General features: G+C 37.1%; 34 protein-coding genes. 5 read left to right on the forward strand and 29 right to left on the reverse strand.

Annotated features, from left to right (window positions below):
• Positions 1-18: 18 nt before the first annotated feature.
• Positions 19-930: a ParB/RepB/Spo0J family partition protein gene (locus AA650_RS25620; RefSeq protein WP_053541458.1), complete on the reverse strand. Its 912-nt coding sequence runs from the start codon at positions 928-930 to the stop codon at positions 19-21.
• Positions 930-1,679, reverse strand: a complete 750-nt coding sequence (locus AA650_RS25625; protein ID WP_081424406.1) for a ParA family protein — start codon at positions 1,677-1,679, stop codon at positions 930-932. Before AA650_RS25625 ends, AA650_RS25620 begins: the two co-directional genes overlap by 1 nt.
• Positions 1,680-1,973: 294 nt before the next feature.
• Between AA650_RS25625 and ade the strand changes: the two genes are divergently transcribed.
• Together ade and AA650_RS25635 are read left to right on the forward strand one after the other, a co-directional pair.
• Positions 1,974-3,602, forward strand: coding sequence for an adenine deaminase (gene ade / locus AA650_RS25630; RefSeq protein ID WP_053541459.1), 1,629 nt, complete (start codon positions 1,974-1,976; stop codon positions 3,600-3,602).
• A 141-nt stretch (positions 3,603-3,743) separates the two neighbouring features.
• Entirely contained in the window at positions 3,744-4,571 is an 828-nt protein-coding gene (locus AA650_RS25635; protein ID WP_053541460.1) for a hypothetical protein, read from the forward strand.
• On the opposite strand, the gene AA650_RS25640 is transcribed toward AA650_RS25635, so the two are convergent.
• From AA650_RS25640 to AA650_RS25770, 26 genes are all read right to left on the reverse strand, one after another.
• Complete coding sequence (locus tag AA650_RS25640; protein WP_148279159.1) at positions 4,572-5,084, reverse strand: thermonuclease family protein; 513 nt, start codon at positions 5,082-5,084, stop codon at positions 4,572-4,574.
• 395 nt (positions 5,085-5,479) lie between these two features.
• Positions 5,480-5,887, reverse strand: a complete 408-nt coding sequence (locus AA650_RS25650; protein ID WP_053541462.1) for a HEPN domain-containing protein — start codon at positions 5,885-5,887, stop codon at positions 5,480-5,482.
• Entirely contained in the window at positions 5,884-6,204 is a 321-nt protein-coding gene (locus AA650_RS25655; RefSeq protein WP_053539817.1) for a nucleotidyltransferase family protein, read from the reverse strand. Before AA650_RS25655 ends, AA650_RS25650 begins: the two co-directional genes overlap by 4 nt.
• A gap of 134 nt (positions 6,205-6,338) precedes the next feature.
• Entirely contained in the window at positions 6,339-6,746 is a 408-nt protein-coding gene (gene vapC / locus AA650_RS25660; protein ID WP_053541463.1) for a type II toxin-antitoxin system tRNA(fMet)-specific endonuclease VapC, read from the reverse strand.
• On the reverse strand, positions 6,743-7,000 hold the full coding sequence (locus AA650_RS25665) for a hypothetical protein (protein WP_148764544.1): 258 nt from the start codon (positions 6,998-7,000) through the stop codon (positions 6,743-6,745). The genes vapC and AA650_RS25665 overlap by 4 nt, the downstream gene beginning before the upstream one ends.
• 211 nt (positions 7,001-7,211) lie before the next feature.
• Positions 7,212-7,487, reverse strand: coding sequence for a hypothetical protein (locus AA650_RS25670; RefSeq protein WP_053541464.1), 276 nt, complete (start codon positions 7,485-7,487; stop codon positions 7,212-7,214).
• Positions 7,488-7,542: 55 nt separating this feature from the next.
• On the reverse strand, positions 7,543-7,839 hold the full coding sequence (locus tag AA650_RS25675) for a hypothetical protein (protein ID WP_081424412.1): 297 nt from the start codon (positions 7,837-7,839) through the stop codon (positions 7,543-7,545).
• Between the two features lie 121 nt (positions 7,840-7,960).
• On the reverse strand, positions 7,961-8,311 hold the full coding sequence (locus AA650_RS25680; protein ID WP_234413494.1) for a hypothetical protein: 351 nt from the start codon (positions 8,309-8,311) through the stop codon (positions 7,961-7,963).
• Positions 8,312-8,397: 86 nt separating this feature from the next.
• The gene (locus AA650_RS25685; protein ID WP_053541467.1) at positions 8,398-8,676 is read right to left on the reverse strand and encodes a hypothetical protein; all 279 of its coding nucleotides are present in this window, start codon (positions 8,674-8,676) and stop codon (positions 8,398-8,400) included.
• Positions 8,677-8,771: 95 nt separating this feature from the next.
• Positions 8,772-9,221, reverse strand: coding sequence for a hypothetical protein (locus AA650_RS25690; protein WP_053541468.1), 450 nt, complete (start codon positions 9,219-9,221; stop codon positions 8,772-8,774).
• Positions 9,221-9,430, reverse strand: coding sequence for a hypothetical protein (locus AA650_RS25695; RefSeq protein WP_081424413.1), 210 nt, complete (start codon positions 9,428-9,430; stop codon positions 9,221-9,223). Before AA650_RS25695 ends, AA650_RS25690 begins: the two co-directional genes overlap by 1 nt.
• Positions 9,431-9,502: 72 nt before the next feature.
• Positions 9,503-10,201 (reverse strand): 3'-5' exonuclease, encoded by a 699-nt coding sequence (locus tag AA650_RS25700; protein ID WP_053541470.1) that lies wholly within the window; start codon positions 10,199-10,201, stop codon positions 9,503-9,505.
• 107 nt (positions 10,202-10,308) lie between these two features.
• On the reverse strand, positions 10,309-11,256 hold the full coding sequence (locus AA650_RS28980) for a DUF5895 domain-containing protein (RefSeq protein ID WP_053541471.1): 948 nt from the start codon (positions 11,254-11,256) through the stop codon (positions 10,309-10,311).
• A 97-nt stretch (positions 11,257-11,353) separates the two neighbouring features.
• Complete coding sequence (locus AA650_RS25710; RefSeq protein ID WP_053541472.1) at positions 11,354-11,809, reverse strand: hypothetical protein; 456 nt, start codon at positions 11,807-11,809, stop codon at positions 11,354-11,356.
• A 41-nt stretch (positions 11,810-11,850) separates the two neighbouring features.
• The gene (locus AA650_RS25715; protein ID WP_053541473.1) at positions 11,851-12,309 is read right to left on the reverse strand and encodes a hypothetical protein; all 459 of its coding nucleotides are present in this window, start codon (positions 12,307-12,309) and stop codon (positions 11,851-11,853) included.
• 51 nt (positions 12,310-12,360) lie between these two features.
• Positions 12,361-12,564, reverse strand: coding sequence for a hypothetical protein (locus AA650_RS25720; RefSeq protein ID WP_053541474.1), 204 nt, complete (start codon positions 12,562-12,564; stop codon positions 12,361-12,363).
• A 45-nt stretch (positions 12,565-12,609) separates the two neighbouring features.
• Positions 12,610-12,936: a hypothetical protein gene (locus tag AA650_RS25725; protein ID WP_053541475.1), complete on the reverse strand. Its 327-nt coding sequence runs from the start codon at positions 12,934-12,936 to the stop codon at positions 12,610-12,612.
• A 38-nt stretch (positions 12,937-12,974) separates the two neighbouring features.
• Complete coding sequence (locus AA650_RS25730) at positions 12,975-13,457, reverse strand: SLOG family protein (RefSeq protein ID WP_053541476.1); 483 nt, start codon at positions 13,455-13,457, stop codon at positions 12,975-12,977.
• Positions 13,458-13,534: 77 nt separating this feature from the next.
• Positions 13,535-13,825: a hypothetical protein gene (locus tag AA650_RS25735; protein ID WP_053541477.1), complete on the reverse strand. Its 291-nt coding sequence runs from the start codon at positions 13,823-13,825 to the stop codon at positions 13,535-13,537.
• Between the two features lie 84 nt (positions 13,826-13,909).
• On the reverse strand, positions 13,910-14,353 hold the full coding sequence (locus tag AA650_RS25740) for a hypothetical protein (RefSeq protein WP_053541478.1): 444 nt from the start codon (positions 14,351-14,353) through the stop codon (positions 13,910-13,912).
• A gap of 103 nt (positions 14,354-14,456) precedes the next feature.
• Positions 14,457-14,963 carry a hypothetical protein gene (locus AA650_RS25745; protein ID WP_081424414.1) on the reverse strand — a complete coding sequence of 169 codons (507 nt, stop codon included), beginning with the start codon at positions 14,961-14,963 and terminating at the stop codon, positions 14,457-14,459.
• A gap of 102 nt (positions 14,964-15,065) precedes the next feature.
• Entirely contained in the window at positions 15,066-15,404 is a 339-nt protein-coding gene (locus AA650_RS25750) for a hypothetical protein (protein ID WP_053541480.1), read from the reverse strand.
• A gap of 202 nt (positions 15,405-15,606) precedes the next feature.
• Complete coding sequence (locus tag AA650_RS25755; protein WP_053541481.1) at positions 15,607-15,999, reverse strand: hypothetical protein; 393 nt, start codon at positions 15,997-15,999, stop codon at positions 15,607-15,609.
• A 94-nt stretch (positions 16,000-16,093) separates the two neighbouring features.
• On the reverse strand, positions 16,094-16,399 hold the full coding sequence (locus AA650_RS25760) for a hypothetical protein (protein ID WP_053541482.1): 306 nt from the start codon (positions 16,397-16,399) through the stop codon (positions 16,094-16,096).
• An 88-nt stretch (positions 16,400-16,487) separates the two neighbouring features.
• The gene (locus AA650_RS25765) at positions 16,488-16,844 is read right to left on the reverse strand and encodes a hypothetical protein (protein ID WP_081424250.1); all 357 of its coding nucleotides are present in this window, start codon (positions 16,842-16,844) and stop codon (positions 16,488-16,490) included.
• A 477-nt stretch (positions 16,845-17,321) separates the two neighbouring features.
• Positions 17,322-18,896, reverse strand: a complete 1,575-nt coding sequence (locus tag AA650_RS25770; protein WP_053539824.1) for a group II intron reverse transcriptase/maturase — start codon at positions 18,894-18,896, stop codon at positions 17,322-17,324.
• Positions 18,897-19,382: 486 nt separating this feature from the next.
• On the opposite strand from AA650_RS25770, the gene AA650_RS25775 reads away from it, so the two are divergent.
• Both AA650_RS25775 and AA650_RS25780 read left to right on the forward strand, forming a co-directional pair.
• Positions 19,383-20,360: a hypothetical protein gene (locus AA650_RS25775; protein WP_234413496.1), complete on the forward strand. Its 978-nt coding sequence runs from the start codon at positions 19,383-19,385 to the stop codon at positions 20,358-20,360.
• A 111-nt stretch (positions 20,361-20,471) separates the two neighbouring features.
• Positions 20,472-21,434 (forward strand): hypothetical protein, encoded by a 963-nt coding sequence (locus tag AA650_RS25780; protein WP_053541483.1) that lies wholly within the window; start codon positions 20,472-20,474, stop codon positions 21,432-21,434.
• Positions 21,435-21,668: 234 nt separating this feature from the next.
• On the opposite strand, the gene AA650_RS25785 is transcribed toward AA650_RS25780, so the two are convergent.
• Positions 21,669-22,028, reverse strand: coding sequence for a hypothetical protein (locus AA650_RS25785; protein ID WP_053541484.1), 360 nt, complete (start codon positions 22,026-22,028; stop codon positions 21,669-21,671).
• Between the two features lie 20 nt (positions 22,029-22,048).
• On the opposite strand from AA650_RS25785, the gene AA650_RS28500 reads away from it, so the two are divergent.
• Entirely contained in the window at positions 22,049-22,207 is a 159-nt protein-coding gene (locus AA650_RS28500) for a hypothetical protein (RefSeq protein ID WP_199924474.1), read from the forward strand.
• Positions 22,208-22,399: the final 192 nt, after the last annotated feature.

A 22,399-nucleotide genomic window follows, 5' to 3' on the forward strand; every position in this document is an offset into this window, starting at 1 on the left:
TTGATTATTTCTGGGTTTCTATTCCAACAATTGTTCTAAATCACTCAACAATTTCTCTAGCTTTTTGGTTTTTTTCACATCTTCCCACACCTGAGCATTCTTCAACCGTTTACCAATCTCGGAATATTTAGCATTCAATGTTTCTTTGGCTGTGATTTTCCCTGGGGTTAATTCCTTTACTAACTGCTTAATCTCACTTAAAGATAGATTTTCATTAATAACTTTATCCAGTAGTTCCCTACGTTCACCGTCATCTTTGAGTTTAGCGATCGCCCTAGCTTTGGTGTATTCTATTTTCCCCTGCCGCAATATTTCCAATACATCATCGGGTAAATTCAATAATGGTAAACGACTGGTCCGAAAACTTTCAGCACTGAATCTACCAACACCCGACAACACTGATTCAATAATTTCCAGTTGACGGGAAACGTTTTCCGTCAGGTCTAATCCCCGTTTTTTGGCGTTGGCTGCTTGGTTAAGAATTGATACAACTTCACCTGAATTTACATCAAGTTCCATACAGAGTAGTTCTAAAATCCCCTCGGTTTCTTCAATGGGGTTTAAATCTTCCCGTTGCAGGTTTTCCAGTAAAGCGATTTGCAGGGTTTGATGGTCAGATAATTCTTTGGTGATAATCGGTACTTCCGTTAACCCCGCTTCTTTGGCCGCCCGGAGTCGGCGTTCACCAGCGACTAACTCATATTCACCATTAACAGCACGCACTAATAAAGGTTGTAAAATCCCGTGTTCTTTAACTGACTGCACCAATTGACTGAGTTTTTCCGGGTCAAAATACCGTCGGGGTTGTTGAGCAGGTAAACGAATTTTATCAATATTAACGGTGGCAGTTGGTGATTCTGATTCCACATCCATACTCAACAAATCTTCCACACCACGCATTTTTGGGAGTTCTAAAGGTTTCTTGACCATTACAGTTTCTCCATCCCCAATGCTATCTTTTTCAGAACTGCGATCGCTGGATGTTTGGGGTCATATACAGCTAAGGGTTGACTATTCATCACTGCATCCGCAAAAGCTGTGGCACGGGGTATCTTCGGATAAACTTTAGCTAGTGGTGATAACTGCTGTTCCAAAGCCTCCAAAATCACTTTGTCTTGGTTGGCGTTTACGTACAAGGTTGGCACAAATCCGGCGATCGCTAATTTCGGATTGATATGTTTCTTCACCTGTTTGATGCTATCCAATAATAACTCCGTTCCCTTGAATGCTTTGTAATGAGTCTGAACTGGCACTAAAACATGAGTAGCAGCACAGAGTCCGAGAATACTGAGGATACCTAAAGAGGGAGGACAATCAATCAAAATGAAATCGTAGTTATTTAAAATGGGTTCTAAAGCTTGTTTGAGTCGTAGTTCCCTGGCCATAACCGCAGAGAGTTGTAATTCTACCGCACTGAGGGTAATATTAGCCGGGGCTAAATCCATACCGTGTAAATTGTGGTGAATTGGTAATTTAGTCTCTGGTGTGAGTAGTGAGTCAGCAACGATTTCTTCAAGTTCATGGGGTTCAAGTCCCATAAAAGTTGTCAGGGATGCCTGGGGGTCAGTATCTACCAGTAAAACTTTATGCTTTTGTGCCAGATGGTATCCCAGGTTCATCGTCAGACTGGTTTTCATCACTCCACCAGCTTGATTGAAAATAGCAATAATTTTAGTCACAATTTTCTTTAAATTCTTGGTTCTACAGTTTATGGTAATACTTGAGAGTAGCCCTTTCAAGGTGGTGAAATTTTGAACGAAGATTGGTTGTTTCAACCTTCAAAAAACCCAAAATATGAGCGGAAGATTCAAGATGATAGTAATGAAATGACGTATTTCCGTTAGTCACCTTGAAAGGACTATATTTGAGAGTCAGGGAAAATCAGGGGTAATTTATTAACAAAATCCTGACTTTATTATTGCATTTTTTTGTCATAAAAACTCTACCTTTAGTTATTGTTTAAGGATAAAATTATGAATAACTTAACACTCTCTGGCAACATTGTTGATGTTCTCCACCGCACCATTTTTCCCGGTACTATTCACATCACAGATGGACGGATTCAAACCATAGTTCGGGACCAGGGGCAATACTCAGAATATATCCTTCCCGGTTTTATTGATGCTCATGTTCATATCGAAAGCTCCATGCTTGTGCCTAGTGAATTTGCTAGATTAGCGACGGTGCATGGTACAGTGGCAACTGTCTCTGACCCTCACGAAATCGCCAATGTATTGGGTTTGGCAGGTGTGGAATTTATGGTAGACAATGCCGCCCAGACTCCCTTGAAAATAGCCTTTGGTTTTCCTGCTTGTGTCCCCGCTACCGAGTTTGAAACTGCCGGGGCAAAACTGACGGTAAACGATTTCCGTCAACTGGTTAAACATGGGATTTCTTATCTGAGTGAGGTGATGAATGTACCGGGGGTTTTGGCAGATAGTCCAGAAATGATGGACAAAATTCACCTAGCGCAAGGTTTGGGACTACCCATTGATGGTCACGCACCGGGGTTATCTGGGACAGGATTACGTAAATACATGGATGCTAAAATCACTACAGACCATGAATGTTCCACACTGAACGAAGCTGTAGAGAAATTAACATTGGGAATGAAGATACAGATTAGGGAGGGTTCAGCAGCTAAAAACTTTGATGCCCTACACAGTTTGATTGATTCTTACCCTGAACAATGTATGTTTTGTAGTGATGATAAACACCCTGATGATTTAGTTAATGGTCATATAAATCTACTGGTAAAACGGGCTGTGGCATTAGGTCACGATGTGATGAATGTCCTGCAAATTGCCTGTGTGAACCCTGTCAAACATTACAATTTGGATGTGGGATTACTACAAGTTGGGGACAGTGCAGATTTGATTGTTGTTGATAATTTACAAGATTTCACGGTGTTGGCTACTTATTGTCAAGGTGTTTTAACAGCAAAAACCGGGTCAACTTTATTACCATCAGTTCCTGTCAAACCTATCAATAAATTTATCACTACTCCAAAAACACCGGGGGACTTTGCAATTCCCGCTAGGGGTTCAACAGTCAGAGTGATCACCGTTACCGATGGACAATTAATCACAGGGGAAAAGTGTGTACCAGCACATATTGAAAACGGTGAGGTTATAGCTGACTTAGAGCAAGATATCCTGAAAATTACGGTTGTTAATCGGTATCAAGACACACAGCCGACGGTGGCATTAGTGCAGAATTTTGGATTGAAACGGGGGGCGATCGCATCGAGTGTGGCGCATGATTCCCATAATATTGTGGCAGTGGGGACAAGCAACACGGAAATCTGTGCAGCGGTAAATGCGGTAATCTCACATCAAGGTGGTATTGCAGTAGCAGAAGACAATGTAGTTCATGTATTACCTTTACCTGTGGCTGGGTTGATGAGTGATAGCGATGGTTATGAGGTAGCAAAACAGTATGCAGAACTTGATAATTGGGCAAAACAATTAGGGTCAAAACTGACTGCACCATTCATGACACTTTCATTTATGGCATTGCTGGTGATCCCAGACTTAAAACTCAGTGACCGGGGGTTATTTAGTGGTAAAGAATTCCGGTTTGTGTCGTTGTGGATTGATTAGATTTTAACTTGCAAAAATCAATATTTTCATAGGGTATAATCGCTGGTTTTAATAACATATTCAAAATCAAATTTATGCCCAAATTTATGCCAATTTAAAATATTAGGAATAAAATAGAAATTAAGTTTTTAAATTAAAATTATGAATCCAGAACAAGAGGCATATCAAATTGAATTTATAGAAGCCATGCCGGGGTTTATTTCAATTGTTGACTTAAATCTGACGTATCTTACGGTTAATAACAAACTATCTGCTTTGTTTAACCTAGAGAAAGAGAATATCAAGGGAATGCTGGCGGGTGGAAGTTGCAAAAAGCAAAGTGTGCAAATGCAGCAATTACTTGACTCCCCAGTGGGAACTGAAATAACTTGGGAGTATTATTTTGAAGGTACTTGTTTAGCTGTTTCGTCTAAACGACACGAGTTTTTTATTGTCAATCAAGCTGTTGATATTACTGAAAGAAAACACCTAGAGGAAAAACTTAAAGCATCTAATGAGAGAAATGGAATATTACTCAGGGCTATTCCTGAAGCTATTAAGTCAGGGGCGGGAAGACATTCTACTGATGAGTTAGAATTTCTTGTTAAATCTTTAACTGAAAATCCCATTGTTGACCGACAATCAATTGAAACATTAATTAGATTAGAAGTTCAAGTTAGGGAAAATTCTGCCAAACTGCAACAAGTCGAAAAAATGCTTTTATGGGAAGATTCTTCATTGATGAGCAGAGTCAAAGCATTAGAAGTTTATCAACAAAACGATGATGAGAACTGGGAACAACTTGCAGAAAGCAGAAATAAAATCAATGATTTATCTAAAATTGTGGGGATTATTACTAGCATCCCTGGTGGGTTAAAATCTTGGCTAATAGTGTTTATTATCCTCCAAATGACAGGAATCTTTGTTATAGATTTGGGTGTGAGATTATTGAACTTAGAACACTTCATACCCATTGAAAGAAAACAGTAATTATAGTTTTAAGCTTTTGATTTCGTGGGGTAACATGAATTTATCCTCTTTCCAAAACCCAGACTTTAATTTATAAGCTTTTGCACAGTTTTTAATGATTCCTGTGTACAAACTTAATTCTCTTGTCGTCGGAAAACTGTAATATTGAAATGGTAAATAATAAGCACACATTCCCGCCAAACACATTTGTAATTGAATATTAGTTGATGCTGAAACTGTGCCAACATACCAATCACATAACCACCGATTATATTGATCAAGTTCGTAGGGAATAATTATCAAGGGTTTTCTAGTGATTAAACTTCCAAGAAACTCTTTAGATTTTATTGCCCATTCCCAATGTTTTAATATTTGGGGGTTATCACTATATTGTCCGGGTTTCTGCATTTCTGGGGCATCAATCCACCTGGCACGACCATGAAAATCTTGTCCTTCATAATTGAGTTTGAGGGTATCCCCATCAGCAATAAATTTCAGGGTGGGTTTGATTCTTTGATTTGGTACAATCATCATCTTTTTCTAACATTATAACATAAATAAAATTATTTGGGGACTAAGTTTATTTGGGTTATTGAGTATTGTATCTTGTCAGGAAATTCCATCAAATAGCGCAATTTATACGGTAACAGATGTGGACAATAATTTAATTTTAACTATTAATAATCATCAAGAACTCAAGGTACAATTATGTGGTGTCTTGACTCAAATAACGGCTACCCTTCGACACCGCTCAGGGCAAGTCGCTCAGGGTGGTCTGGTCAGTATAGCTTGCTTGATTATTCTTACAAGCTCAGTGGCTTTAGCCCTCAGTTACTGACTATTAATTCCTCACCTCTAATTATGTTGTTTAAAAATCAACAAGCCAAACTATTACCACAGTTATCTACAGAAATCTTAGTACCAGAAGGTTAGTTAACCTCCATCCAAGACTTTAAATACTGTGTAATTTCATCCACAAAATTCTGCGCTCTCTCAAATAAAGCCATTGCTGACTCCATATCTGGTTCTAACATTTCTCCATAATCACTTGCTTGTCGTTCATCAAATGCCCGATGAAAACTCCGCGATAACTCCTTAGAAAAAATTCCTGTCTTCACAAACTCACGATCAAAAAAACTAACTATTCCACTATGTTTAGAACTGCCTAAACCTTTAGTTGCTAAAAGACCCAGTGCCGCATAAAACATTGCATAATAAGAGCGATTGATAGTACCACGAAAAGCTGATTGATTGAGTAAAATCTTTGCTTCTCTTAAAGTTTCTTCACTTTCAGATAAACGGTACTCAATTAATAACTTTAGTTGCTGATTTATCATATAGCAATACCCTCTTGTAACACCTTAGACAGTAAGGGACTAGCCCCCATAGCTCCCCTTTCTACCTGTGCTTCTGTGACGACAAAGGTGGAAATAACTAGATCATATTTAAAACCTACTTCCCACGCCAAATCACTAATTTTTTCTCGGCATGATCTATCTAATTCAGTAATTTTAATAAACACATCTAAATCTGATTCTTCTGTAGCATCACCCCGCGCTCTTGAACCAAATACCCGTAAATCCAAAATGGGAATTATCGCTTCTAGTCGAGAGCGAAACTCTGAAACAATTTTTCGATCACTATCCTGTATCATTTCTATTCCTCTAAAGAAAAACCAATCTTTGCTAAATGTTCCTTAATCTTTCTATTTAAATAATAAAGCAATTCCTGTTTGTTTAGAACCGGGATTTAATTTAAGTTCTAAATCTTGAACAAATCCCTATAATTTCATAACTCCATCTCCCAATCCTCATATTGTAACTCTTCTATTCGGCTAAACTCTCCCACATTATGAGTCACCAAAACTAAATTATTAGCAATAGCGATTGCAGCAATTTGTAAATCATAAACTCCTATTGGTGTTCCCTTTTTCTTCAAATCAGAACGAATATAAGCACAAACTTTTGCTGCATCTTTATCAAAACTAAGAATTCTAAACTGACTCAGAAAACGCTCTGATTTCTTGATATTACTCTCTATTTTTTGGCTACAAAAAGCTCCATAAAAAAGTTCAAATGCAACTACTGTAGACAAATTAATATTCTCAGGGCTTTGTTCTGACAATTTTTGAACAACTAACTGATTGCTATTATTAAGCAACTTGATGCAAACATTAGTATCAAGTAAATATGTCATAACAAAAAATCTCTCTCCTGCGCTTCTGCTTGATGCTCCCTAACCAGTGGTTCTCCTTCCCATCCACCAATAACTTCCTCAAAAAAACCAGGAAACCAGCCCCTATTTTCAGGCGTAATTATAGGTGTATTTTCCGTGACATCTTCAAGAATAGATGTGATTTCTTCTTCTAAAGTCCGTTGATGACTTTGAGCAAGATATTTGAGTTTTTCAAGAACGATAGGATTAAGCTTTTGCAAAATAACTGGAGTCATAAAACCTATAAAGTAAAACCAACATTAGCTAACTATATTTTAATCTCCTCATCCAATAATTGCATCTCTCGCACTCACCTAATATCATTGCACTCATTCTGTCCTCAAAGCTCTCCTCCAATGACCAGCAACCATCTTTAATAACGTAGTAATTGATACAATCATTATAGTTAAATGGAAAAAGCCGGGATAAACCCAGCCTATTTATTATTTAATTGCCATAGATATCACCTTCTGGAATGAATTCATCATCAACAGGGGAATTACCATTAACAGTGAAAGTCTCTACTGGTTTGGATTTATCAAGCAATTTTCTGTATTCTTCTCTGACAGCTTCCCGACATTTATCTTGGAGAAGTTGAGTACACATATCCTCGTTTTCTCCTTCTGATATTGAAGCCCAGAGTGAACAGCCTAATGTGGCACTATTAAAGTCACCCAAATTAAACTTTCTTTCGTAGCTGACTGCGATAGTTTTGACAAACATTTTAACCCCTATTTTTTATTCAAAAGTAACCAAATTCATTAAGCGATAGCATTAATCACTTTTTCCAGTTGTCGGGGTTTTCAGGGGATGCCAGGGTTTCTTCATATTCCGAATTAATGAATGCTAAATTAAACTGTTCTTTAGCTATTAATAATCCCAAGTTTTCAAACTTTGCATAGGCTTCTTCATCCCATATTGGTGCAGTTGCAATTGCTTCCAACAACCTTGAATTATAATCTGTCAATACCCCATGATTATCCAATAATTCAATCACCTCTAATAACCGTTGCTTTGGTGGTTTTGGACGATCAGGTAATAATGCTTTCGGGGTAAATCCTGTTAACAGTTTCATTTGGTAAACTCCTAAAGAATTATATTCTAAACATGACAACATTAATAGGCTGGGAAACCCCAACCCGATTAATTACTGATAAACTTCTAAAAAGACCCAGAAATAAACCTGAATCAAATAACTAGATAAAAGATGTTTTCTTATTAGCAAGTTCAATTAATTCATCTACAAATTTACATAAAGTTTCCATATCATCATTTGGAGCTTTACGAACTTGTATAAACGTTTCATCTAAATCTGGTTTATCACCATCTCCCATCAGTCCGGGGTCAAACAAGATATGAACCAATGCTACCTTAGTGTTCTTAGCCCATCTGGTAACTTGAATTTCATAATGTCCATATAATCCATCATCATAGCGAGGGTCTTTACATATAAACATGGAACTTTCTAAAAAGTCTATAAACTTCCCATCCGGTGAAATCCAGGTTCTTTTTTCCATTTTATTAATATCAAACAGTTCTGCGTACATTTCTAATTTCTCCATATAGTCAACAGCCCCAATAAGCGATAGCATTAAAAAAGTCAGCAATACCCTTATGTATTGCCAACTAATTGTTAGAAATTGTCTGGATCATTCCAACCAGGAGGATTCAATACCAAAGTTGGTTCAAAAATAACATTTGCTCCATAATCTCTAACAAGGTCATCACAGTTTCTGAGAGATTGAATCAAACAACTGTCGAAATCTGGAGTACAAGCATTACCATCAAATATATAGAAATCAGGATGCGAGGAAAGACTAACTTCGGAAGCATATCGTTGTTCAATCCACGTAGGATGATTTTCATAAATTTCGATTTGGAATCCTTGATAATGAACTATCATGTTATTCATGGGTGTCCTCGCAATTAATAAAAAACCAACACCTCTGCGCGATAGCGTCCCCACAGAAAAAAAAGAGTCAGAATTACTCCTGACTCGTGGTAAACTTAATAAGCGTTAAGCATTTGACTAACTAAACTAGGATTAAACTCAGCAAGTCTTTCTACAAAAAATGCCGACTGTTTAATCTTTTCTTCCTTGGGTAGTTTCATCAACTCCTGAATTATCAAACTGATTGCACGACGTTCAGCTTTATAATCCTCGAACTGAGAAAGCCATACCCAATTAATTCCTGAACTTGAAAAATGCTGAACAATAATATCTGTGTCGGTAACTTCTCGAAGCACGTCCCTAGTTTTGTTCTCACCTTTCTCATCTTGAAATTCCTCAGTAACTAATGTCTTAGTTTTGTAAAGAATTTCATAAACTTTTCCAAGCTCATTATCATCTTCGGAAAAGATTTTGATAAGTTCATATCCATGAGTTTCCAAAATCGCACTCAAATATTGAAAGAATTGCTCATCTCTCTCTTTCAGTTTTTTCTTAGATTTCAACATTACAAAACCTCCCCAATCATCCAAGCCTGAAAAGCAACACTAGACCAATCGGGTCTTAATATTTCAAAGAGTTCATTAGCTTTCACTGCTAACTCATTTTGTTGATGAATGATATTAATTAACTGAGAACAAACGGAGTCTAATTCCTCAAAAGTACCAATACCATCATTGATTTTGGTTTCTAATTCGTTCAGGATATTTGGGTTCATAATTACCTTTAAAAAACACCAAAACCCTGAAGCGATAGCGCCCAAAGCAAAGAATACTCTGGGCATTTGTATTTAGATAACTTCAACCCCAAATGACAGGGTTTTCACAAACTCATTAAACCGACATTCCCGGATTTTCTTTGTCCATAGTTTGCGATCGCCATCCCAATGAAACCTAGCATTACTAGCCAAACTACGAGTTTCATATTCAACCAATGCCTTCAACTCAATCATCGGTGACTGGGAAACCCTAATAGCCTGATTCACTATTTCTGGTAATATCTGTTTACGCCGATTAAAGCATTCCACCAATAACCGGACATCATCACCTGTACGGTGAACAGTGCTAATGCCAATACCCATGAATAAAGCTAAATCAGTAAGTTTGTAGCTGTCATTTTTAGCAGGATAACCCCAATCAAAATCCTTCATGGCACATAACCAATTGAGGTTTGTATTCAATAATTTATCTACCAGGGGTGCATCAAATTCAGCATTAAAAGCGATCGCATAATCAGCAGCATTAGCCATTTTCTTGAGCGTTCCCACAAATATTGGTGCAATCCATCCAGGAGCATTCAATGTCAACTCTGGACTAATACCATTCACAAACTCTGCGGGGTTTTCTGTCACTGGTAACACTGTGGAAATACTACAAATCGCCCCGGTTTCCCTGATATTCTCACCAACTTGATACAAAGTTCCTGCAATCTCACATACCTTTGCATCATTAATATCTGTGGTTTCGGTGTCAATAATTAATAGTTTCATTTTGTTGTCTGTTGTTTAAATAGTCACTTTTTATAGGCGATAGCACTCCTTAAAAAAAAGACCCAAGGTTTCCCCTGAGTCCTTAATTTTCCGTGAATCCTTAATGACTATTGTTGACTGTCTGGTAATGCCAACTTAGTAGGTGCTGGTAACAAAGCCTTGACGGTTTCATCAAAGCCTAAGCTAGTATCATACTTTTCCAACACCGCAGACATTTTAGTTCTTGTTCCCATAAACAAAGCTGGGAAGTTTTCTTCATCGGGGTGAATGTAAGTCCCTACTTTGCAGCAGAATGACCGATTTTTACCTTCACCTTCCTTAACACCTTTAAACTCCACATCAACAACACACAATGACCGCCATCTATCATCTTTACCACTGGGTTTCTTGTTCAGCATTCTCGCAAATGTTAATTCAGCTTGAGAGTAATACTGTTCCAAAGCTTCTCGTAAACTCCACAGCGATACATTCTTGAATCTGATTCTAATTGGAGTTTCATGGAGAAAATTGTTGGCATTATCTAGAAACATTATTAAATGCTCTGAAACTGCACTCATCATTTTCTTGTCAATTTCTTCAGAATATTCGTCGTACCAACCAATCATTATTCCTTCTAATTCTCGGTTATCTTTCAAATCAGTTTTATATCTCAAATAGGGACGCACATTACCCAAGATTATCATTCTAGCATTGGTAATAAATAATCCTTTCTCAACACCACCTGATAAATCCTTTTCAACTATTTCGGGAGTTCCAAACCATCCAGCTTTTGCTAAACTCTTTTCAGGAATGAATAACCCGGCTGTTTCCTCATTGATGACAATTCCATAAGGAAATCGCTTGGGTCTTACATAATTAAACTCTTCTCCCATTACCGCAGGGTCAATCTCAAATTCTGCACTAACATCTACTTCTTGATTATCAAGATTCTCGGTAACTTCATCAACTGTTTTTTCAGTATTATCAGTCATTTCATTAACTCCATTTTGAACATTATCAACAGTCATTTTATTAACTCCATTTTCAACATTGTTAGCGGTTCTTTTTCTAGTCATAATCAAAATTGAAAGACATTAACATCATTTAGTTTCATAGAAACCAACATCAAAAAGCGATAGCATTAGAGACAAGGTTTCCCCTATCTCCCAACTATTACGTCAATAAATTCACCGATGTATCCACCAAAGCATGACCACTATTATCAATCAGTGTTTTCATCCGTTCTTCGAGTCCTGGTTTTCCCCGAACTCCCGAAAATGAATAATCAAAACATTCATGTTCACCTTCAACTAAATTAAAACTAATGGTGGTGATTACTCCACATAATTCCAGTTCTGATTCAACTTGTTTTCTGTATTGTAACCAAGGATTCAAAGCATCAATAGTCCCATTATTCAGCAGTGCATAACACCAATTACTCTGCATATCAAGAAACGTTATTTGCACCCAATTCTGTGCAGGTAAATGGGCAAATGGTTTACCATAAACTGGTTGTGATGCCCATAATATAATCATCTTCAAAGTTGCACCAATGTCACTCAATTCCTTGCCAACTTCCAGGTAAACTTTCCCTGTTTTACGATTAAATCTATATCGTCTTAATTCCATTGTGTCACATTGAAATCACCAATACTACAAAGCGATAGCATTCAATCGTTCAAAAACACCGATAAATTGGGGTCTAAATACAATGTTGATTCCCGGTGTTCGTGGTATTGTCGTTTGAGATTGGTAATGCGGCGATCGCTCAATAATCTATCCCGTTGTTTCTCCAATAATTCAATCTGTCCCTGAAGGTCTTCAATCTGAGATTCAATCTCTGCAATTTGTTCAGAATTTTTATTAGCTAATTCCCCAGTAATTCGGTGAATATCCTCATCTAATCTGGCTAATTTGGTATCTTCTTTATTAGTAGAAAACTTTTTCCTGAAAACTAAAACAATTCTGCCATCTTTGTTGTTATAAACCGCCTTGTTTTTAGCAGTTGCAACGATTTCAAGAGCTTCAGAAATAGCATCTGGCATCACCACCTCAATTTCTGCTGAGATTTTATTAACGGAATTTCGCAGACTCAATAACAAATCCAGTGCTTTATGTGATTTATTCATGGTAATATTGAGAGTAAATGACCAGTGTTTTCACACCAGTCACTTTGTTTACTATTGGTTGATAGATTCTTGTTCTTGTGATAGAATTGAAGTTAAGGTTTCTACATCAAAATCTAATAACCCCTTGGCACTTTGTTGAAATAGTTTGAACTTTTGCAGTGCATAATCTGAACTAACAAACCCGGTTCTTTCCAGGAATTGTTCATAATTCATTTTCCAATATGCACGGGATAAACTTTCTAGAAATTCATTCATTGGTTAATACCAAAAACAACAACACCACTAAGCGATAGCATTAACTCATCTCAATCTCACTATCCTTTTATCCAGTGAATGTTGTCGAGATACCTGATTAAATACTTTGCGGATATCTGTAATTCTCAGATTCTTGTAACTGGTAGTCCCAATACCCAATCGTTCCCACACACCAATTTGCTGGAAATAAACGCAGAGATAATATCCATAATCAGGCCATATTAATATTGGACATTGAATGCCTGTATAATAAGGTTGAAACTCCCGCACGGGTTTACCTAAATCCTTGAGACTACCCTTATTGATTAGCCAGAAATCTGCGTCTGCAAAATCATTTTTGACAATCCAATTAAAACAAGACTTATTTTCCATTGCTTCCCAAAACTCAGCAGAATCGGGAAGCGATAGTGTTAGAATAAACTTAGTTGCTGGGGTTCAATAACTTTGATTTCTAAAGTTCGGGGATTAAATTGAATGATGAGAATATTTTTAACAGTCGCTAAATTCACACTCAACGCTGTCCCCCCAGTCAACCGTCCATCATAAACAGCCAGACACAAATCAGAATATTTAACCATCCATTGATCACGGGCTTGCATGACACCAGGGGCGTATTCTGGATAAAGGACAATCTTGTTGGATGCAGACTTCAGGAGTTCTTTGTATTTAACTTTCTGTTGCAGACTCCATAATCTGTCCTGATCTTTACAAGGAATCACCGCAGTCCAATTAAGTTTTCGTTTAATTAACACCTCAGCAGCTAATTGGTCAGTTCCTAAAGCCATACCATTGAGAAACTCTGTCACCCCTCGTTTTAAAGCAATATCAATTAATTGGTTAATGGGGTCTTTAATATCATCAATGTTCCGGTGTCCAGTGAAAAACGCTTTCATAATGCTTGCATAAACAACACTACAAATAAGCGATAGCAATTAATAAAAGTCCCTAGATAAACTAGAGACTATTCAAATTATTCTATGTCATGTAATTCTTGAGCTTCCTGAATAGATTTAATAGTGCTTTCCAGAAGTTTGTTAATCAATTCAATTCGTGTTTGATATGGTATCATGGGATTATCCAGGTTTTCTATTTGGAACTTCACTGCTAAAGTATTGTTAAGAGCGATCGCTAAATTATTTCGCATTTCATTATCCCGCTTTTCGTATTCCTGAACCTCTGCTAACTCCCAATCTTCTGGTTCATATTTTGTTACAGAAACAGGCATTCCATGAGCTTCGTATTCTTCAGTATATTGTGACATAATGATATTACAAAAACATCATCGTCAACAAGCGATAGCATTAAATAACCCCAATCTTGTTAGACTGAGGTTAATAAGTACAAATTAATCATCTCTGAAAGAATTAAATAACGCTTTTTCAACATCATTTCTACTTTCAATTTCACCCAATTTCGCTAATGCAGCATCTAAACTCTGATAAGTAGCACAACAATAGAGATGACGCTTTTCAAATATCCCATAATAGCCGGTGATACCTTGAGCTTTACCTGCTCTAGTGATATCTGTACACCACTTCACATAAATGCGATTACCAACAGTAGCTAATTCTCGTTTAACGAACTCCTTTTGCTTGAGTTGTTCGCCGATTTCTTTAACTTCTGTGATAACTTCTTCACGGGTCTTAGACCACCAATGACAATCTTCACTCTTCACCAAAATGTCATCAATATATATTTCATAAGCCCATGCGTCTTGACGCATAGATTCACGATAATATTGACGGAGATTGCGAATACTGCCTTGGATTTCAGGGGCTTGATAAAACATGATAAATACCAAAAAACAACGCCCCCTGTCAGCGATAGCGCCCCCACAAATTAATTTACTTAACTCCAATATATTGCTAAACTGGAGTTATTTATTTTTGTAATTAAACTACTGGATGATAACCTTTCTCTTGATTCAACTGCCAAAGATTGATACTAAATCTTTCATTACTCAAAATTTTAGTTACACCATGAAGTTTCTTACAATTAAACGCGATGATATCACCATCATTTAATTGATATTCCTTACCATCATAGTGAAATACACAACTACCAAGATTCACAGTTCTAGCGATCGCTCTGGAATAACCATGATCTCGATGTTCTTTAATCAATCCTGTACTATGAATACCATTGATATTACCACCGAAAGTTAGTAAACCGATATTAGTTCCGGGATAAACTCGTTGACAGAAATTCCAAAGTCTATCATTATGATAACTTTTAGTAATTTTGCCATTACTAAGATTACACTCATGAAATAACCAAAGTCTATATCTACCTTTAGCATAGTTACTAACATCACTAGTCATTAAACTTGTAGTTTCTCTACAAAAACTTCTTAAGTCAGCTAAAGTTTCAGATTTGACTTTACTAATTAGTTTTATCATGATTAATTTCCAAAAAATCATCCCCTTTGCGCGATAGCGCCCCCACGGATAAATGGACAATAAAAAATCCTAACTCTCAAATGAAAGCTAGGATTGATATTGTTAAACTCGTTTAATAAATTGACCTATTTTCAAATAATCAATTTCTTCACCATCTTCATCAATAACCACAAAATGATGAAATATTGTGGAACGAGTGATTTTGATAACTTCACAAACACCACAACCAGAAATCTTGTATTTACCTCCTATTTCAATGCAATCACCATTTTCACATATTGGTAACTCACATTCAAAAGGATCATAACCATCACCAAAATAAGGGTTATAATAATGAGGCATTCCCCCAATCATTGCAGTTCTTGAACATTTAGGTAAATCAAATTCTTGGGCAATTACAGCATATTCTTCAGGGGTTAACCTTGTAAAATAAGTCAACATAACAAATACTAAAAAACAACGCCCCCTTTCCGCGATAGCGCCCCAACGAGTAAACTATCGGTAACATTGAGCGCAGCGATTCTAAGTTAAGTTTGCAAAGACTAGCCCTGGACTGCTTGCAGGACACGGCGGTATTGGCTCAACGAATCTGTTATAAAAAAAGCCAGTATCCCCAATGAGAATACTAGCTTATGCTTATGAACTAAACTTGAGTTAATAACCATTCAATACAACATTTTATCAACTCTGCATGAGAGCGCTCGCTAATGTAAATCAACTTCACATTCTCATGTTGTTTTGCAAATTCAACAATCTGCATGAGATGTTTGAAATACATTCCACGATACCAACGCGGTTCTGTTCCCCAAACTTTCAATTTACCTTCTTGATAACGGGAAAGATACTGTTGAATTTCTTTCCAGAAAATAGCTTTTTGTTGTTCAATAGTGTAATCATATCTCCACAGATAAGAACTACCGAGAACATCATAATCTTCAGTCCAACCTTCACTGACATTGAAAACCTTGTTACTGAGTCTGAAGCGGGTTTTTTCAACTTGACAGATTTGGGGATTGAACTGTTCAATAATAATCATAACGAATACCGAAAAAACAACGCCCCCTCCCCGCGATAGCGCCCTAATGAGTAAACATACAAAAAGTCCTAACTGTGGAGTCAGGACTAATAAACTAAATCTGAGCTAAGATATTACCAACTTCATCATATTCACAGTTACGATTTACTGGGTAATCTTCACTTTCACTGTTGGTATGATCCAGAAAATGATGTTTACCATGATAATAATTACCCACAAATAACTCACATCTATGATGGTATAATACACACTGTTGGTTAGTTAAGTGGGGTTGAATATGCTCACGTTCAAAACAAATTTGTTCAGTGAGTTTATTAAAGTCAATACCATTTTTATCACTTTTATCACTGGGTTTTTCGGGTAAACCGCTACCAAATTTACTGGGGATGTTAATTGCCATAATTCCTCATGTTAGATAATCAAAAACGCCAAGTGATAACATTAAAAAAAAGCCCTAATCCCCAAAGGAGACTAGGACTGTAAACTAATTAGTATGGAATGTTATCTGGTTGATTACCTTCAACATAATCAACACTGGCAGGTTCGTTATTAAAACTAGCTGGTTCATTACCAATACCAGTAGCTCGATTACGTTTCTGATAATATCTGGTTCTTTCACCAAGCAAATCATCTACGGTATAACCTAAATCTGCAATGAACTTGTCAAACTTGGCTTGGTTCATCTTATGAATCTCATGAGTTAACCATTCTGCTTCAAAGATTTTATAACCTTCCTCACCTTTAACACGATTATCAATCTTGTACTGTTCCCAAGCCAAAACTCGAATTCCATCCTTGAGTTGAGAAAGTTTCTTGTCAGCTTTGGAAAGAATGTTGATAGCCATAACAAAACCTCGAAAACAACGCCCCCTCTGCGCGATAGCGCCCCTACCGATAACTTCCGGGTAACTCAAGACTATGGCTTACGCCACGCTGCGCTATCAATGCCAATAGGGGGCTGATTACCTATGTTTACAATGCTGATAATATTGATAATGCTTCGGGGTTCTCAAGTGAATGAGCGATCGCCAGGAGCATTATTAATTATACTAAATTTTGTAGTATATAAATCTCAGACAATATCATACTATTGACAACAAAATTAATGGTATCATAAAGAAGTTGGGGATTTATTATAAATCCCAAAAACCGGTGGCAAATATGACAGAAGCAACAGCGAACTATGATCAAACATGGAAAGAAGCTATAGGGGAATATTTGGAATTATTCTTACAAGGTTGAGTCGAGGGGGGATATTATTCCCCGCCCCTCTCAGTTAGATCCGGACGTGCCACTTTCACGGCATCCGGCTCCCGATGTTCTTAGCTTTCGCTTTTGCTCATGTGAATGTAATCGTGGCAGCTTTCGTGAATTGCTAGAAGGTTTTTAGTTTTCCAGTTTTGGTGGTTTCCATCTATATGATGTAAATGTACCTTCTCGTCACTGAGCATTTTTAACCCACAATGACCACATTTATGGCTTTGCCGTTTGAGGGCTTTAGAGGTGTTATTGTCATATAACTTACTATTGCGTTCGCTCCAGTAGGTTAAATCTCCATCGTAGGGTGATTTCTCACCTTTGACATTGATGTGTTTGTTTTCGGAGTAAGGAACTGTTGGGAATGCTTTCTTTATTAGCTCTTGGCTATTATGGCGATTCTGCTTAGTTTCCTTGTTAAATACCTTGAATGCTCTGTGATTGATGTGCCATAAGGAAAACTTCGACCCATCCATCTTGCAGAAGCGGTGGTAATTCCTCCAACCTCTGACTACAGGGGCTAATTTCTCAGCCTTTGTGGTAGCACCATAATTCGAGTTGTTGACGATGAATTTTACTTTCTTGCGGAAAGCTTTGAAGTTGTCCACTGAGGGAGTACATCTAAACTTTCCGTTTTTCTGGACTTTAAAATGCCAGCCCAGGAAATCAAATCCATCTGTCGCGGCGGTTAGCTTTGTCTTTTTCTCACTGACTTTCATTCCCCGCTCTGCTAGGAACTGACTGATTTTGTCAAGTATTTCTGTGGCATCGTCTTGAGGTCGGAGTATTATCACCATGTCATCCGCGTAACGGATTGTTGGCTCGACAATATCTCCATTTGAGGTATTGTCTGTAATTCTGTAGCTAGATATACGGTGATATCTATGAATACTTTCAATCCCATTTAAGGCGATGTTAGCTAACAGTGGACTTACCACTCCTCCTTGGGGTGTTCCTTGTTCAGAAAACTCTGGATTGACTCCGGCTTTGAGACATCGGAATATTCCCTGTCTTATACTATAAGGAGCGATGAGTCTATCCATTATGGCGGTGTGGTTTATCCGGTCAAAGCATTTTTCAATATCGAGTTCTATAACTCGTTTATCTATTCCATTAGCTTTAGAGTTTAAGTTGTTGTACAGGTATCTCTGGGCATCATGTGCCGAGCGTCCCGTCCTAAAACCGTAGCTCCTAGCGTGGAAGGTTGCCTCATGTGCTGGTTCTAGTGCGTATTTGACAAGGCATTGATATGCCCTATCTGCAATAGTGGGGACTTTGAGAATCCGGGTTTTTCCGTCCTTTTTGGGGATGGGTATTTCACGTAATCCCTGGTGTTTCCAGTCGTTACCTTCGGTTCTAAGTTTTTCACTTAGTTCAAACCTTTGCTCGAATGAGAGCGCGGTTTTGCCGTCTATTCCCGCTGTCTTTTTCCCAGCATTTAGCTGTGTTACTTGACGGATAGCCAGTAATCTCGCTGCGGTTGATTTCAGAATCAGCTTTTGTAGGGACTTAGCTTTGCGCTTGTCGCCAACTTGAACAGCTTTGTACACGCGTTTTTGTAGGCGGAATAAGTTACGACGGAATTGCTTCCAAGGTAACGTTTTCCAGGATTCACTAGAGTTTTCTCTGTGTCTAATCATGCTCTGCTCCAATCTGTGTATTCTGAACACCTCCGACCAATTACGGTCTGTCCTACCCGAACTGAAGGAATTCCGCTGCTCGTCCAGCCTACTTATAGGGTTCGACCGCCCTTAGACCTTCAATCCGTTTTTATTCGTTCCCTCGGCTAGATTGTTAGTTCCGTTAGGTGTAGCCACTTCAACCACTGGATTCCCTAGACTCTTACCGCTATTGAAGAACGATGCGGCGGGAATTAGCTCCAGTAAAGTCAGGTGTTGTTGTTGTGTCCTGCTTTGGACTAGGTTGCTTTTTTAGGCTCTGTTTCACCGTAGGAACTCCCCGTTAACGCCAAGTGTCATCTCACAACAGATGTCTGATTGCGTCCTGTTCCCAGCTTCGACCTCCCGATACCGAGTCGGGTCATCGTGGGCAGATAGGGAGTCATACCTGAGTCTGGTAGATGGGACTTACACCCATATCAGACCGAGAGTTCAACCTTTTTTTCCATGATTGGATTGGGTTGGTTAGCTTATGTACGGACTGATTACCGTGATTCAGCTAACAACGAATCGCACTTCTTCTATCCAGACATTCATCAAGAAATTGACTGGAGTAAAACTCCTATATCTTTAGATAAGGAACTAGAACAAATTACCGCATCTAGTCAAACTAAAAAACGCTATGCTGATAAATTGTTTCAAGTGTGGTTATTAAATAATGAAGTAATTTGGATTTTAATACATATAGAAGTCCAAAGTCAGCATGATAAAGAATTTCCACAAAGAATGTTTATCTATAATTATCGTTCTTATGATTTATTTAATCAACCAGTAATAAGTTTAGCAATATTAGGAGATGAAAACAAAAGTTGGCGACCAAATAGTTATGAATACGGTTTAGGTAATAGTAGAGTTAAAATGGAATTTAGTATTGTCAAACTATTAGACTATCAATGGTCAGACCTAGAAGCAAGTAATAATTTATTTGCTATAATAGTAATGGCACATCTAAAAACCAAAGCTACTACTAGGGACTTAACTGCAAGAGAACAATGGAAGTGGAGTTTGGTTAGACCATTATATCAAAAAGGCTTAACTAAGTTTGACATTATTAATCTAGTTAAGTGCATTGATAAAATGATGACTTTACCACCACCATTACAAACGGAATTTCAAACCAAATTAGATGATTACGAAAAGGAGTTAAATATGCCATTCCTCAGCACTATTGAAGAAAATGCCCAAGAAAAAGGTAAGGAAATTGGCAAGGAAATCGGTAAAGAAATTGGGGCTAGAAAAACTCGTCAAGATAACATTATCAAAATCCTCACCAATAGATTTGATAATCTTCCAGAAAAGATGATCTATGCTATCAAGCAAATTGATGATATGTCCATCCTGGAAAATTTACTTTTACCCAGTATTAATGTTAATTCTTTGGAGGAATTTCAACAGTTAATTGACTCGGCTTTGCATAAAAATTAACCATATCAGATTCCCGAATTATTAACTAAATTCATCATTTATTGAGAAAATGGAAAAAAGCAGTCGGGGATCTGGTACATAAATAATAAACCAGAGAGATAAATAGTAATCATGACCAATATTACAGCAAATTATGATCAAACATGGAAAGAAGCTATAGGGCAATATTTTGAATCATTTCTACAATTCTTTTATCCAAAAATATATGAACAAATTGACTGGAGTAAACCCCCTATTTCTTTAGATAAAGAACTAGAACAAATTACCGCATCTAGTCAAACTAAAAAACGTTATGCGGATAAATTGTTTCAAGTCTGGTTATTGAATAATGAAATAATTTGGATTTTGATTCATATAGAAGTCCAAAGTCAATATGATAAACAGTTTCCTCAAAGAATGTTTATCTATAATTATCGTTCATTTGATTTATTTAATAAACCAGTGATTAGTTTAGCTATCTTAGGAGATGAAGATGCAAAATGGCGACCAAATAGCTATAAATATGGGATAGGCGATAGTGAAGTAAGCATGAAATTTAGTATAGTGAAACTGCTAGACTATCAATGGGAAGAACTAGCTGCAAGTAACAATCTGTTTGCTATAATAGTAATGGCACATCTGAAAACCAAAGTCACTACTAAGGACTTAACGCAAAGAGAACAATGGAAATGGAACTTAGTCAGACCATTGTATCAAAAAGGCTTAACTAAATTTGACATTATTAATTTAGTCAAGTTCATTGATAAAATGATGACGTTACCACCACCATTGCAATTAGAGTTTAACCATAAATTAGAACAACATGAAAAGGAGCTAAATATGCCTTTCCTCAGCACTATTGAAGAACTTGCAGAAGAAAGAGGCCAAGTAAAAGGTGCTAAAGAAACCTGCCAAAACAATATTATCAAAATTCTCTCCAAGAGATTTGATCATGTTACAGAATTGATGAGTAATTCCATCACAAAAATTGATGATATGCTTATTCTGGAAAATTTACTTTTGTCAAGTATTAGTGTTCCCTCATTGGAGGAATTTCAAAAGTTAATTGATGCAGAATTACAGCAAAATCAATGATATTATATCCCTGATTTCTTCTATTATGAGGAAGTCAGGGATAATCATAACAGACTAATATTCAAAATTAACTTGAGCAATCCATTTATTATCAGTTCTGGGGGATTGTTGATAAATGCCAATACCAGTGGTAAAGAATTGTCCCATCATATTAAATACTCTATAATATAATCATCACCACAAAGCAATAGCAATAGCATTACTAAATGATTCAATAACGCTATTTGCTATTTGTTATTGCCAGTTAATCAAATCAACAACAGATTCAGGTAATAACCCACGCACCTTAATTTCTAATGGAAACCTTGGCACTCGTTTAGCTTTGCGGGGTGTAGCATCGTCACCTTCAAAGTATCCATTATTAGCAATTACCCAATCTCGGAATCTGGGAAATTCCACCTGAGATTTCAAACCAATATAGGTAATGAAACTGATAAATCCCGAACTTTCATCGGTGGATTCTGTCCAGTTAAATTTATTAGAATAAGTCCCGCAAATAACAACTCTGCTATGCAATTGCATAACTATATAATTGCCATGTGGTGAAGTAGAAAGTACAGTTCCTTCAATTCCAGAAAACTTCATTTTGTTCATGATTATGTTAGAATCAAAAAATGGCTAGAATTCAGTTAGATGATAATAATGTAGTGCTGGGAATAGTTTTACTCATGCCTATTCCCTTTTTTTCTAATCTGGCTCTGAATAACTATCAAACCAGATTATTTCATGATCAGAAAATCCAATCATCCTGGCTAAACCGTCCTCACATTTAACAATTAACTTCCCCGAAACTGAAATTTCAACAAATCTAGTAATCCGGGGTTCACTTAATAGCAAATTTAATTGCTCACAAGTTAATTCAATGGATTCTAAAGGTTTGATTCCAGTTTGCTTAAAGAATGCAGTGGTCATAATATCAACTTAAAACAACAACATCCAAAAGCGATAGCATCTGTACCAATATC

The organism is Anabaena sp. WA102, assembly GCF_001277295.1.
Lineage (GTDB): Bacteria > Cyanobacteriota > Cyanobacteriia > Cyanobacteriales > Nostocaceae > Dolichospermum > Dolichospermum heterosporum.